The 13,810-nt window shown below is 64.0% G+C and carries 12 protein-coding genes; 4 read left to right on the top strand and 8 right to left on the bottom strand.

The annotated features are described in order from the left end of the window. Positions 1–19 precede the first annotated feature (19 nt). Positions 20–1,312: an adenylosuccinate synthase gene (locus tag HNS03_RS20745; protein WP_367197963.1), complete on the bottom strand. Its 1,293-nt coding sequence runs from the start codon at positions 1,310–1,312 to the stop codon at positions 20–22. 442 nt (positions 1,313–1,754) lie between these two features. On the opposite strand from HNS03_RS20745, the gene HNS03_RS20750 reads away from it, so the two are divergent. The 4 genes from HNS03_RS20750 (at position 1,755) to HNS03_RS20765 (ending at position 5,756) form a co-directional block, all read left to right on the top strand. Further along, positions 1,755–2,657, top strand: a complete 903-nt coding sequence (locus HNS03_RS20750) for a DMT family transporter (RefSeq protein WP_367197964.1) — start codon at positions 1,755–1,757, stop codon at positions 2,655–2,657. Between the two features lie 65 nt (positions 2,658–2,722). Beyond that, complete coding sequence (locus HNS03_RS20755) at positions 2,723–3,670, top strand: DMT family transporter (protein ID WP_367197965.1); 948 nt, start codon at positions 2,723–2,725, stop codon at positions 3,668–3,670. Positions 3,671–3,710: 40 nt separating this feature from the next. Then, on the top strand, positions 3,711–4,424 hold the full coding sequence (locus HNS03_RS20760; RefSeq protein ID WP_367197966.1) for a 2OG-Fe(II) oxygenase: 714 nt from the start codon (positions 3,711–3,713) through the stop codon (positions 4,422–4,424). A 174-nt stretch (positions 4,425–4,598) separates the two neighbouring features. Beyond that, positions 4,599–5,756, top strand: a complete 1,158-nt coding sequence (locus HNS03_RS20765; protein WP_367197967.1) for an NAD(P)/FAD-dependent oxidoreductase — start codon at positions 4,599–4,601, stop codon at positions 5,754–5,756. A 229-nt stretch (positions 5,757–5,985) separates the two neighbouring features. Here the strand turns inward: HNS03_RS20765 and HNS03_RS20770 are convergent, their stop codons facing one another. From HNS03_RS20770 to pstA, 7 genes are all read right to left on the bottom strand, one after another. Then, complete coding sequence (locus tag HNS03_RS20770; protein WP_367197968.1) at positions 5,986–7,290, bottom strand: TRAP transporter large permease; 1,305 nt, start codon at positions 7,288–7,290, stop codon at positions 5,986–5,988. Next, positions 7,287–7,835, bottom strand: a complete 549-nt coding sequence (locus HNS03_RS20775; RefSeq protein WP_367197969.1) for a TRAP transporter small permease — start codon at positions 7,833–7,835, stop codon at positions 7,287–7,289. The genes HNS03_RS20770 and HNS03_RS20775 overlap by 4 nt, the downstream gene beginning before the upstream one ends. 387 nt (positions 7,836–8,222) lie before the next feature. Continuing rightward, positions 8,223–9,269 carry a TRAP transporter substrate-binding protein gene (locus HNS03_RS20780; RefSeq protein WP_367197970.1) on the bottom strand — a complete coding sequence of 349 codons (1,047 nt, stop codon included), beginning with the start codon at positions 9,267–9,269 and terminating at the stop codon, positions 8,223–8,225. A 546-nt stretch (positions 9,270–9,815) separates the two neighbouring features. Next, positions 9,816–10,511, bottom strand: coding sequence for a phosphate regulon transcriptional regulator PhoB (gene phoB / locus HNS03_RS20785; RefSeq protein WP_367197971.1), 696 nt, complete (start codon positions 10,509–10,511; stop codon positions 9,816–9,818). Between the two features lie 22 nt (positions 10,512–10,533). Further along, positions 10,534–11,256: a phosphate signaling complex protein PhoU gene (gene phoU, locus HNS03_RS20790; RefSeq protein ID WP_367197972.1), complete on the bottom strand. Its 723-nt coding sequence runs from the start codon at positions 11,254–11,256 to the stop codon at positions 10,534–10,536. Between the two features lie 310 nt (positions 11,257–11,566). Next, positions 11,567–12,394 carry a phosphate ABC transporter ATP-binding protein PstB gene (gene pstB / locus HNS03_RS20795; RefSeq protein ID WP_367197973.1) on the bottom strand — a complete coding sequence of 276 codons (828 nt, stop codon included), beginning with the start codon at positions 12,392–12,394 and terminating at the stop codon, positions 11,567–11,569. Between the two features lie 51 nt (positions 12,395–12,445). After that, entirely contained in the window at positions 12,446–13,810 is a 1,365-nt protein-coding gene (gene pstA / locus HNS03_RS20800) for a phosphate ABC transporter permease PstA (RefSeq protein ID WP_367197974.1), read from the bottom strand.

A 13,810-nucleotide genomic window follows, 5' to 3' on the forward strand; every position in this document is an offset into this window, starting at 1 on the left:
GCTTTGACTTTGCGGAGACTTAGCCTCGAAATGGATCTTCCACAAGGATTGTGTCGTCCCGTTCGGGGCTGGTGGATAACAACGCAACCGGAGCACCAACCAATTCCTCCACATGGCGGACATATTTTACCGCCTGCGCAGGAAGATCGGCCCATGTCCGAGCCCCGGCGGTCGTCTCTTTCCAGCCGGGAATGGTCTCGTAGACCGGTTCGACACGGGCCTGCGCTGCTTGTGAGGCGGGAAGATGGTCGATCTCCTCGCCGTCGAGCCGATAGCGCACGCAAATCTTCAATTCATCAAGCCCGTCGAGCACATCGAGCTTGGTGAGCGCGAGGCCGGTGATTCCGCCGGTGGCCACCGCCTGCCGCACCAGCACCGCATCGAACCAGCCACAGCGGCGCTTGCGGCCAGTGACAGTACCGAATTCGCGCCCGCGCGCGCCCAAAAACTCGCCGACCTCGTTATCCTGTTCGCTCGGAAACGGTCCCTGTCCCACACGGGTCGTGTAGGCCTTGGTGATGCCGAGCACGTAGCCGAGCGACCCAGGGCCGATGCCCGAGCCCGCAGCGGCCTGGCCAGCTACGGTGTTGGACGACGTCACGAACGGATAGGTGCCGTGGTCGATGTCCAGAAGCGTCCCCTGGGCACCCTCGAACAAAATCCGCTTGCCGGTCTTGCCGGCCTCGTCCAGCGTGCGCCAGGCAGTGTCGACATAGGGCAGGATCTTGGGCGCGACCGAAGTCAGCTCCTCTAGAAGCGCCGCCGGATCGATCTGTTCCACGCCGAGACCCGCGCGCAGCGCGTTGTGATGGGTCAGGATCCGCTCGATCTTCGCCGGCAGCGTGTCGGGTTCGGCCAGATCCAGCACGCGGATCGCCCGGCGGCCGACCTTGTCCTCGTAGGCCGGGCCGATGCCCCGGCCCGTGGTGCCGATCTTGCCGGCCCCACTTGCCGCTTCACGATGGCGGTCGAGCTCCCGGTGAAGCGAGAGGATAAGCGCGGCATTTTCCGCGATCTTCAAGCTCTCCGGCCCGATCGGCACACCCTGGCCGGTGAGACGCTCGATCTCTTCCACCAGCGCATGGGGGTCCAGCACGACGCCGTTGCCAATAACGGAAATCTTCCCGGGCCTGACCACGCCGGACGGCAAAAGGCTCAGCTTGTAGGTCGTGCCGCCGACAACGAGCGTGTGGCCGGCGTTGTGCCCGCCCTGGAATCGGACCACGATATCCGCCCGCTCCGAGAGCCAGTCGACAATCTTGCCTTTGCCTTCGTCGCCCCATTGCGACCCGACCACGACGACGTTGGCCATGCTACTCAATCCTCTGAACGACGCTGCGACACACGAACTGGTGAACGGTCGGAACTGAAGGTGGCTCGCGACCGCGATCGCGATGGACCGACGACCTTCAATTCTCCCATTCGGGCGAGGCGCACCACCGGGCGGCGGGCGATCCGGACACGCGCACGAAGCGCGCGACTATACAGACGGCATTCATGGCTGGCGAGCCGGCTCATGACAAGGAGGGATAGTGGTTTGATTCCGACATTTGCATACCATGCGCCGCGAACTCGCGTGCAAATGTCGAAATCCCGAATACCGCTAGCAAGCTATTGGAGCTATTGGACCTTTTGGCATTTGAGACGGGAGCGAGCGGCAAACGGGGCTCAAATGTCGAATTCGATCCACGGCAGAGACATCGCGGCATTTCCACGCCGCAGATCTGTCCGGCTCCGAAAAACGGAGGAACGCCATGGGGGCGCTGGGCCGCTGGATCTATAGCCAGCCCTATCTGCTTCTGACCCTGACCACGATGTTCTGGGGTGGCAATATCGTCGTCGGGCGATTCGCTGTCGGCAAGGTGCCACCCGTCGCGCTGGCGCAATATCGCTGGATCGGCGCCTTCCTGATCGTGCTGCCGTTCGCGCTGCATCCGCTGCGCCGCGACTGGCAGCTGATCCGACGCCACCTGCCGATTCTGATCGTGCTCGCGCTGACCGGCATCACCTTCTACAACGCCCTCATCTACTATGGCCTTGCCTGGACCAGCGCCATCAATGGCGCGCTGCTGCAGTCCGTCCAGCCACTCTTGATCGCGCTGTTTGCGCTGATCCTCTACGGCGACCGGCTGAACCGGTTCCAGATCATGGGCCTCTCGGTTTCTCTGGTCGGCGTGATCCTGATCGTCTCGTCCGGGAATCCGACGCTGCTTCTGGAACTCGACATCAATCCGGGCGACGCCATCATTCTGGGGGCCGTCGTGATCTACGGCTTCTATTCCGCGCTGTTGAAATCACGGCCGACGATCCACCCGCTCTCCTTCCTGGCCGCCGTTTTTTTTCTCGGCGCCGTCTCGCTGATACCGGCTTTTCTGGTCGAATATGCCAGCGGTGCGCGCATGGAAAATTCGGGCGGCGCCTGGTTCGCCGTGCTCTATGTCGCGATCTTCCCCTCGCTGGTGGCGAATTTCTGCTTCAACCGCGGAGTGGAACTGGTCGGCCCCAATCGCGTCGGACCGTTCTTCCATCTGATCCCGGTATTCGGTTCGCTCGCCGCCATTCTCTTCCTCGGCGAGGAACCGGCCTGGTATCACGGCGCGGGCTGGCTGCTGATCGCCAGCGGCATCGTGGTGTCGCAGCGCATGCGAGAGCGGTGATCTAGCTCGTGGACTCATTCGAAATCGGGTGGCGGCCACGCCATCCCGAGGACTAACAGATCCCCATGACCACAACCGCTTCGCCTGCCGCCGCCCCCGCCTCGCTGTCGCTGTCGCCGCGCGACTGGGGCCTGCTCGTCGCCCTCTCCATCTTGTGGGGCGGCTCGTTCTTCTTCGCCAAGATCGCGATTGCCGAAGTGCCGCCGCTGACGCTGGTGGCACTCCGGGTCGCGATCGCAGGGCTTGCGCTGCAGATCGTGCTTCTGGCCAAGGGCCATGGCTCGCCGGTCACCGATCGCCGTTTTCCCGCCCTGTTCCTGCTTGGGGTCATCAACAACGTGATCCCGTTCTCGCTCCTGTTCTGGGCGCAACAGACGCTGCCGGCCGGCCTTGCCGCGATCTTCAACGCCACCACGCCGATCTTCACCATGGTCCTCGCCACGCTCCTCACGGCCGACGACCGGGCGACGCCGCTCAAGGTCGCCGGCATCGGCCTTGGCTTTGCCGGCGTGGTCCTGATGCTCGGCACGGGGCTGGCGGCCGGCGCGACGGGACACCTGCTCGCCGAACTCGCCTGTCTCGGCGCCGCCCTCTCCTACGGGTTCTCCGCCCTGCTCGCTCGCCGGCTCGCCGACGCGCCGCCGGTTTTCCTCGCCACCGGCCAGTTCACCGGCGCGACGCTGGTGATCGTTCCGCTTGCGCTGATCGTCGATGCCCCCTGGACGCTGGCGACGCCGAGCCTGCCGGCGATCGGCGCGGTGCTGGCCCTGGCGCTCGCCTCCTCGGCATTCGGCTATCTGCTCTATTTCGCCATCATCCGCTCCGCCGGCGCGACCAACGCTTCGCTGGTCACCTATCTGGTGCCGATGACGGCGATCCTGCTCGGTACCTTGTTCCTGAACGAACGGCTGGGGCTTGCCGATTATGGCGGCATGGTGCTGATCATCGCCGGCATCGCCCTTGCCCAGGGCCGGCTTCGAAAAATCACCAGGCTCGGGCTGCGTCGAACCTGACGCTCCGCTCGCCGTTGACCGATAGGTAAAGGAGGACGCGATGGCCCCCTCCCTCGCAACGCAAATCGATGCGCTCGATTGGACGCAGCTCGATACCGATCTCGACGCGTACGGTGCGGCGCGAACCGGCCCGCTTTTGAACGCGGAGACGTGCGCGCAGTTGGTGGGCCTCTACCAGGAGGCGGACCGGTTCCGCTCGCGCATCGTGATGCGCCGCCACGGCTTCGGCGAAGGCGAATATCAATATTTCGCCAATCCGCTGCCCCCGATCGTGGAAACGCTGCGCGAGCGCGTCTATCCGCATCTGGCGCCGCTCGCCAATCGCTGGGCGGAGAGGCTTGGTTGGTCCCGGCGCTACCCCGACACGCTCGACGACTTCTTGAGCGAGTGCCATGCCGCCGGCCAGCTCCGACCGACGCCATTGCTCCTCACCTATGGGGCGGGCGACTATAACCGACTGCACCAGGATCTTTACGGAGAGGTCCATTTCCCGCTGCAGATGGTCGTGCTCCTGAGCCGACCGGGGGCGGATTTCGAAGGCGGCAGCTTCGTCCTGACCGAGCAGAAGCCGCGCCACCAGTCCCGCGCCGAAGTCCTCGATCTCGCCCAAGGGGAAGCGGCCATCTTCGCCGTCGCCCAGCGGCCCGGCTACGGGACCCGCGGCCCCTACAAGCTCGTCATGCGCCACGGGGTCAGCCGCATCACGTCCGGCGCCCGCACCACTCTGGGCGTGATCTTTCACGACGCGAAGTGACGGCCACAAAAGGCGCTCAGGAGCCCGGTGGGAAAAGCGAGCCGGCGCGGCTCTGGGACCCGTGCGCGCACTTTACATTCAATTATTTGAATTTCTGACTTTCTAATACATATTGGATGCAAGCCGTTTTTCGCCGTCGCTTCCCGGCGCGCGTCCATCCTGGAGCATCCGAGCATGCCTTCCGCCGCTTCGACCGAACGTCCGCATATCGTCATCCTCGGATCGGGCTTTGCCGCCTTGACCGCCGTGCGCACTTTGCGACGAGAGCGCGTCGATGCCGACATCACCGTCGTTTCGCCCACTCCGATTCTAACCTATCTCCCGAGCCTGATCTGGTTGCCTGCCGGCGTGCGCCGAGCGGAAGATCTCCGGATTCCGCTTGATGGCTTCTTCCGACGCCATGGCGTCCGGCATCTGGCGGCGCGGGTCGAGAGCGTTTCCGACGGTGGCCGGCGCGTGCAGACGACGGCCGGCGAGATCGAAAACGACATGCTGCTGATCGCCACCGGCGGGCGCTATATCCGCAAGCTGCCGGGCATCGAGCATGCCTTTATTCCTTGCGAAGGCATTGCCTCCGCGGAAGCGATCCGTGATCGCCTCGCAAGCCTCGACACCGGCACAGTCGCGGTCGGATTTGGCGCCAATCCGGCGGAACCGTCGGCCGTGCGCGGCGGGCCGATGTTCGAGTTTCTGTTCGGCATGGACACGCTGCTTCGCCGCCAGGGCCGACGCGACAAGGTCGATCTCGTCTTTTTCAACGCCTCGACCCAGCCGGGCCAGCGTCTTGGACCGAAGGCGGTCGGCGGCCTGTTGAAGCAAATGGAGAAGCGCGGCATCCGCACTCAACTCGGCCACAAACCGGTGCGCTTCGAGGCAACCCAGGTGGTGACCGAAGGCGGAGCCTTCGATGCCGATCTCATTCTGTTCATGCCCGGCCTGACCGGGCCGGCATGGCTTGAGCGCAGCGACCTGCCGCGCTCGCCCGGCGGCTTCATCGCCGCGGAAGCGACCTGCGCCGTCAAAGGCCTGGAGCGCGTCTATGTGGCCGGCGATGCCGGATCCTTCCCAGGGCCGGACTGGATGCCGAAGCAGGCCCACCAGGCGGATCTTCAGGCCGAGGCGGCGGCCCGCAACATGGCCGCCGAACTTGCCGGCAAGCCGGCCAACGCGACCTTCAAGCCGGAACTCGTCTGCATCGTCGACACCCTGGACGCCGGGATGCTGGTTTATCGCAACGAACGGCGCAACCTCGCCCTGCCCCGGCTTGCCCCGCTCCATACGCTGAAGCGGGTGTTCGAAAGCCACTATCTCAAGGCCTACCGAGCGGCCTGAGACGGGCCAGCTCGGCCAAGATTTTCATTTCGCAGCGGCTTTGCGAAGCCAGCACGCGACCGCGCGCCGGCCGGTCAGGCCACGCCGGCGCCCGCGCAGCCGCGAGCCAGAGCCATTCCGCTTTTCGTTGAATCGCCAAACGGCTCTAACCGTTTGTTTTGACGCATTTCCGGACGGCCAACCGGTTCCCGCCTGGCCTGGAAATGCTCTAGCGTGAGCGGAAACAACCCTAAAATCCGAACAGGCGCGGCAGATAGAGCACCACTGCGGGGAAGGCGACCAGGATCGCCACCCGGACGATATCGGCGGTGATGAAGGGCAGAATGCCGCGGATCACCGTTCCGATCGCCAGGTTCGGCGTCACCGCCTGGATTACGAACAAGTTCATGCCGATCGGCGGCGTGATCAGGCCGATCTCGGCCACCGTCACCACCAGAACCCCGAACCATACGCCGTCGAAGCCGAGACCGGTGGCGAGCTGGTAGAGCGGCACCACCGTCAACAGCACCATCGACAGCGCATCCATGAAACAGCCGAGGATCACGTAGAACGCGATGATCAGGAACAGGATGCCCAGCGGCGGCAACCCGGACGCCTGGATCGCATCCGTGAGCACGGTGGTCAGATGACTGAGCTCGATGAAATAGTTGAACAGCGCCGCACCGACCAGGATCAGGAAGATCATGCCGGTCATGCTGGCGGTTTCGGCCAGCCCCTTGACCAGGATCTTGCCGGTGAGCTTGCCGCGCAGGGCCGTGATCAACAGCGCGCCGCCGGCGCCGACCGCCGCCGCCTCCGTCGGCGAGAAGAAGCGCCCGTAGATGCCACCGATGACCAGCACGATCAGAAGCAGGGCATCCCAGATCCGCGACAGCGCGACGATCTTCTGGCGAAAGGTGAAGCGCGGCCCGGCCGGACCCAGCTCCGGGCGTCGGAGCACCTGGGCCTGCACCGCCGCCATATAAAGCACGGTGCCGATCAGACCGGGGATCAGCGCAGCGGCAAACAAGGCTCCAATCGATTCGCCAGTCAGAATCGCGTACAGGATCAAGATGATCGACGGCGGTATCAAAACACCCAGCGTGCCGCCAGCGGCGACCGAGGCGGCCGCCAGGCTGTCGGCATAGCCGCGGCTGCGCATTTCCGGCATTGCCACCCGGCCGATGGTCGCGGCGGTTGCCAGAGAAGAGCCGCAGATTGCGCCGAACCCCGCCGATGCGCCGATGGTCGCCATCGCGATGCCGCCGCGCCAATGGCCGATCAGCGCCTGCACCCCGGAATAGAGGTTCGACGACAGCCCGGAATAAGTCGCGAATACTCCCATGAAGATGAACAGCGGGACCACCTCCATGCCATCGGTGGACACCGCCTCGAACGGCAGGTTGGAGAGCACGTAGGTGGCGCTCGACCAGCCGCCGAGCGCGATCGATCCGACAGTCCCGACCAGCGCCATGGCAAGCGCGATCGGAACCCGCAGGGCAATCAGAAGAACGACGATCGCAAAGCCGATCGGTCCGGCAAGCTCCGGGCTCAAGAGAGGCTCTCCCGCTTCGCGCCAAAGGCGACGTCGGCCGCGCGCGCGAGCGCCGCAAGCACCGACAGGCCGAGACCGGCGATGAAGATGGCCCAGTACCAGACCATCGGCAGCCGGAGGTTCAAGGTGGTGTCCCCGTAGGCGTAGTGAAGCGCCGCCGCCTTCCAGGACAGCCAGAGAAGAAAGCCCAGAAGCACGGCCGATACGATCGAGATCACGATGTCGAGCGCCGCGCGGACACCGGCCGGAAACCGACTGGCCAGAAGGTCGACCGTGATATGCGCCCCTTGCGTGAAGCCATAGGGGATCGACAGCGACGCCGCGGAGACCAGACACAGCTTGGTGATGTCAAAGGTGTCGATGAAGGCGCCGCCCACCAACCGCCGCCAGAGAATGTCGGCGCACGTAAGCACGATCGCCACAATGAGCGTCGCGACCCCGGCAAGGCCCAGCCAATAGGTGACATGCGCAAACGCCCGGGTGGCGGCAAGCTGCATGCCGGCGCCCGGTCGCGTCTCTGGCTCGAATTCGGCGGTGTCACTCATCAGGACCGGCCTTCGGCGCTAGAGCATTTCCAGGCGAAGTGGGTACCGGTTCGCCGTCCGGAAATGCGTCGAAACAATAGGTTAGAGCCGCTCGGCGATTCAATGAAAAGCGGGACATGCTCAAGGTATTGATTCTGGAGCCACTTCTTATCGCTCAGATGTTTCCATCTTGAGCGGAAAAGGCTCTACGTTTTCGGATCTGTTCAGCAGTTCTACGGAGAGCGGAATGACCTCATCGACATCTCCGCTACGATTTCCCGTCCAAACCGGATCGCGGGATGCCGGATCGTCCGAGCCGCCATCCCCGCTTCCCCGTATACGACGACGGCGGCGGCGCCGGGCCCTGCTGCATGCAGGATCCGGTGCCACCGCGCATCGCGTCTCGGATCAGGACTGGTACTTCTGCACCAGCTCGCGGGTGGTTTCGTAGAGCTTTTGCGGATCCTCGACGCCTTCGGACTTCAGGCCATCGAGATAGGAGTTGATCATCGGCTCGAGCTGCTGGCGCCACTGGTCGCGGGTGGCATCGTCGATGACGATGATCTCCTGGCCGCGATCGATCGCATCCTGTTTGCCCGCGGCATCCCACTTGTCCCACCACGGACCGATCTTGGACTGCCAGGCTTCGCCGGTGGTCTCGTCGATGATGGTGCGGACATTTTCCGGTAGGCCGTTATAGGTGTCCTGGTTCATCACGATATAGAACGCAGCGGCATAGACCCGGGCGTCGGTGTGGTACTTCAGGACTTCATTCAGCTTGATCGCGCCGACGAGATCCCAGGTGGTCGCCACGCCGTCGAGCGCGCCTTTTTGAAGCGCCTCGTAGATCTGTGAGGGCGGCATGCCGATCGCGCTGGCGCCTTCGAACTCCAGCATGGCGTTGACCGCCGGCCCCGGCGAGCGGATACGCAGCCCCTTGAGATCGGAGAGCTGCTTGATCGGCCGATCGACGGTGTGGAACAGCGCGCCGTGATGGGTCATCAGACCGAGCACCTTGAAGCCGTCATACTCCCCGCCGAGCTGACCGGTCTGGTAGAGTTCCCAAAGCGCGCGGCTACCGGCTTCCGCCCGCTCCACCACGAAGGGGAGCTCGATCACCGAGGTGTGGGGGAAACGGCCGCGCGGAATGCCGGCGAGCCCAAAACCTACGTCAACGACACCTGCGCGCACCTGGTCGGCCTGGCGGTCGAGACGGCCATAGGCACTGGAGACGTTGTGGATCTCAAAATCGACCTGGCCGTTCGACTTCTCGCGCAGCTCCTCCGCCCACGGGCGCAGCATGTCGACCTCGATGCCGTGGGTCGGGGGGAGATAGTGGCTGATGTCGAGCTTGATGGTTTCGGCAGCGCGCAGGATGGCAGGCGCCGCCAACAGGCCCGCCGTCGCCGCGGCGGTCCCCGCAAGGAACTTTCTGCGATTGGTCTTGAAGGTCATTGAGCTTCCTCCGAACGGTCTGTTGTACGCCCGCCACCGGTGGCCGGATGCCGGCCGGAGCCGATGTGTCCACCTCGAACGATAGTAACGGTCGCAACCTTCTATAGGGCGCACCAATGGTGGCCCGCCAGCATGAATTTAGCAAAATCCATCTCTCGCGACGCGCCGGCGCAGTTGATCACCCGCAACGGTCGGCTCCATTGATCCAGAGCAAGCAGCGCGCAGTCGGCCGGCTCGCGACCGCGTGATTTGGGCCGCGGAGAGGCTCATGGCCCGCCCGCGAGACGGACGGGAAGATCAACGGTCTGAGCGCAGCCAGCATGCGACCGCGCGCCGGCCGGTTGGCCCCTCGCGGAGACGTCGCGCAAAGCGCGACTGTCTTGAGCGAAACGAGCCATCGAAAAACCGCATCGCACTTATCGCGGGCTTTGCTCTCTCCTCTCGCAAAGCCGGACGGAAAACCGGTGCCCACTTTTCGCGGGCTTTGCTTTCTACCTTCGCAAAGCCGGACGGAAAACCGGTGCCCACTTTTCGCAGGCTTTGCTCTTAGACTTCCGTGAACTGGTCGTTGAAGGCGTAGCCCGCGCCCCGCACGGTGCGGATGGGATCGCGCACCTTGCCCCGATTGACCGCCTTGCGCAGGCGACCGATGTGAACGTCGACCGTGCGTTCATCCACGTAGACATCGTGGCCCCAGACCCCGTCCAGGAGCTGTTCGCGCGAAAACACCCGCCCCGGCGATTGCATGAGGAATTCCAGGAGCCGGAATTCGGTCGGACCGAGATGGATCTCCCGGCCGGAGCGGCGCACGCGATGGGTCGTGCGGTCGAGCTCGATGTCGCCGGCCGTCAGCAGGCTCGACACCACCGCAGGTTTGGTCCGCCGCAAGATGGCGCGGATGCGCGCCATCAGCTCCGGCACCGAAAACGGCTTCACCACATAGTCGTCGGCGCCGGTCGAAAGGCCGCGGATGCGCTCGGTCTCTTCGCCGCGGGCAGTGAGCATGATCACGGGGAGGTTTTCGGTCTGCGGCCGGTTGCGCAGGCGGCGGCAGAGCTCGATCCCCGACAAACCCGGCAGCATCCAATCCAGGACCAGAAGATCGGGCTGCGTTTCCCGCAACCGGATCTCCGCCTCGTCGCCCCGCGTGCAGGTGTCGACGCTGAAACCGTCGGCTTCGAGATTGTAGCGCAGGAGAAGCGCCAGCGGCTCCTCGTCTTCGACGATCAAGACCTTGGGCATGACCGATCGCCCCTTGATGTGGTCACCGTACCTGGTCGCTTCCGGCGGGTATGTAGCTAGACTCATCGTGCTTCGGCCGATCTTCCTGGAGCTGCTGACCCGTGATCATGAAATGAATATTTTCGGCGATATTCGTCGCATGATCACCAATGCGCTCGATATTCTTGGCGCAGAAGAGGAGATGCGTACAGAACGTGATGTTCCGCGGGTCTTCCATCATGTAAGTCAACAGTTCGCGGAACAGCGACGTGTACATGGAGTCGATCTCGTCGTCGCGATTGCGCACGGCATGGGCCGCGTCGAGATCCTGCGACGTGTAAGCGTCCAGCACCGCCTTAAGCTGCTCCAGCGTGATTTCGGAGATATGCTCCACGCCGAACGCTAGCCGCTTGCTGTGGAACTGCCCGTCGATCGCGATCACGCGCTTGGCGATATTCTTGGCGAGATCGCCCACCCGCTCCAGATCGGCCGACACCCGCATCGCCGCGATGATTTCGCGCAGATCCTTGGCAACCGGCTGCCGGCGCGCGATCACGCTGATCGCCCGCTCCTCGAGCTGACGCTGCATCTCGTCCAGGCGATGATCCTGGTAGATGACGTTCTGAGCCCTCGCGATGTCGATTCGCGTCAGCGCGGTCACCGCTTCGGAGACCAGCCCTTCGGCCAGACCGCCCATCTCCGCGATCCGGCTCACCAGATCGCGCAGTTCGTCGTCATATGCGCCCGTTATGTGTTCGTTGGCCATGTCCGCCCGAATCTACGCTCGCTAGAAATCCATGTCGGCCCGATGCGAGCCTGCCGCGTTATCGGACCGTATGAAAGCGTTTCCCGGCGAAGTGAAAACCGGTTCGCCGACCGGAAACGCGTCAAACAATGAGTGAGAGCCAGTCTACGCTTCCGTGAACAGCGGAAAGCGGAAAAGGCTCCAGCGTCCCGTCTTGACCGGTCAATGATACGAGGCGGCGCTTTCGCCGACAACGCGACCGAACCGGGCGCTCACCGTAATCCGAAGACCGAACCGAGCAGAAGTCCGGTTCGGCCAAACGCCGTTTCGATCAGCCGAAGCGGCCGGTGATGTAATCCTGGGTCCGCTTTTCCTTCGGGCTGGTGAACAGCACGTTCGTCGGCCCTTCCTCGACCAGAAGGCCGAGATGGAAAAAGGCGGTCCGCTGGGACACGCGGGCGGCCTGCTGCATGGAGTGGGTCACGATCACGATCGTGTAGTTCTCGCGCAACTCGTCGATCAGCTCCTCGACCTTCGCCGTGGCGATCGGGTCGAGCGCCGAGCAGGGCTCGTCCATCAGGATGACTTCAGGGCTCACCGCCACGGCCCGCGCGATACACAGGCGCTGCTGCTGACCGCCGGACAGGCCCGTGCCGGGCTCCTGAAGCCGGTCCTTCACCTCGTTCCAGAGGCCGGCCTTCTGCAGGCTCTGCTCGACGATCTCATCGAGATCCGCCTTGGCCTTGGCGAGGCCGTGGATCTTCGGCCCGTAGGCGATATTTTCCCAGATCGACTTCGGAAACGGGTTCGGCTTCTGGAACACCATCCCCACCCGGGCGCGCAGGAGCACGACGTCGCGCGAATGGTCGTTGAGATCATCGCCCTCCATCATCAGGTTGCCCGTCACCCGGCAGCCGTCGATGGTGTCGTTCATCCGGTTGAAGCACCGAAGGAAGGTCGACTTGCCGCAGCCCGACGGCCCGATAAACGCCGTCACCGCGCGCTCTGGAATGTTGATGGAGACGTTGAACAAAGCCTGTTTCTCGCCATAGAAGACGGAAACGTCCTTCGCTTCGATCTTGACCGGCTTCGGCTCCTCGTCCGGGGTCCGCACCGTTTCGAAGCTCTCGCGAACGGCCTCTGCCACTGCTGCGCTCATTGGATATCTCCTTTAGGATGACCGGTGTCGTCGCTGTGCGGTTCGCCGGATCTACCAGCGACGCTCGAACCGGTGGCGCAGATAGATCGCCAAAGCATTCAGACAAATCATCATGCCCAACAGCACGATGATGGCGGCCGAGGTCCGTGCCTCGAAAAAGTTCCGGAGTTCGTTACCCTGCCAGAGATAAATCTGCACGGGTAGGGCACTGGACTGATCGAGCGGCGTCGAGGGGACCGAGGCCACGAAGGCATTCATGCCGATCAGAAGCAGCGGCGCCGTCTCGCCCAGCGCCTGGGCGATGGAGATGATGGCACCGGTCAGCATGCCCGGCACGGCGACCGGCAGCGTGTGATGGAACATCGCCTGCATCGGCGAAGCACCCACCCCGAGCGCAGCCTGCCGGATCGACGGCGGAACCGCTCGCAGCGACGCGCGTGCCGCGATGATCACCGTCGGCAGCGACATCAGCGACAGCACCAGACCGCCGACGAGCGGAGCCGACAGCGGCAGGCCCATATAGTTGATGAAGATCGAGGCACCGAGCAGACCGAACACGATCGACGGCACGGCCGCGAGATTGTTGATGTTGACCTCGACCAGATCCGTCCAGCGGTTCGTCGGCGCGAACTCTTCCAGATAGACCGCTGCCATGACGCCGACCGGAACGGCCAGGAACATCACGATCAGCATCATCATGAAGGAACCGACGAACGCGCCGGCGAGACCCGCCGTGGCCGGCGACGACCGGGAGTCGGTGTTGGTGAAGATGAACCAGGCGAAATCCATGGTGATGACGCCCCGGTCGTAGAGCTCATCCGACCACTGCTGCTGGTTGCGCGAAAGCTGTTGCGACGACTGGGGCAGGCTGCGATCGATGTTGCCCTTCAGCCAGACATCGACATTGGCCGCGGCGGTCAGCGCCACCTCCCTGCGCTGACCGATCAGCGCGGGATTGTCCATCACCATGTCGCGCAGCCGCACCCGCTCGCCCGAGGCGACCATGCCGACCGCGCTTCGGGCATCGTCGGCCGCGGCTGGAACGACGGTCGCCAGCGAGTTCTGGACGATCTTGTTCCAGTTCACGAAGGCAAGCTTGCGCTGCCAGGACCGGAGCTGCTCCAGATATTCCGCCGGCGACTGGTCGGCCTGCTGAACCGGCTTTTCCGGCACGTCGATGATCTCGGGATCGAAATAGACCTCGAGGTTGATCGTGGCCTGCCAGAAGGCCGGTAGGCCCTTCGACATGATCGAGCCGAACAGGATCGCGACGAAGGCGATGCCGACGATCAGCGCGCCCAGCCCGATCGCCTGGAAACGGGTCTCCGCGCGCTTGCGGCGACCGAGGGAACCGGAGACGATCTCACCGATCGCCCGACGGGAACTGGTAGAAACGGCGGTTTCGCTCGCGGCCAT

The organism is Amorphus sp. 3PC139-8, from assembly GCF_040750475.1.
GTDB lineage: Bacteria > Pseudomonadota > Alphaproteobacteria > Rhizobiales > Amorphaceae > Amorphus.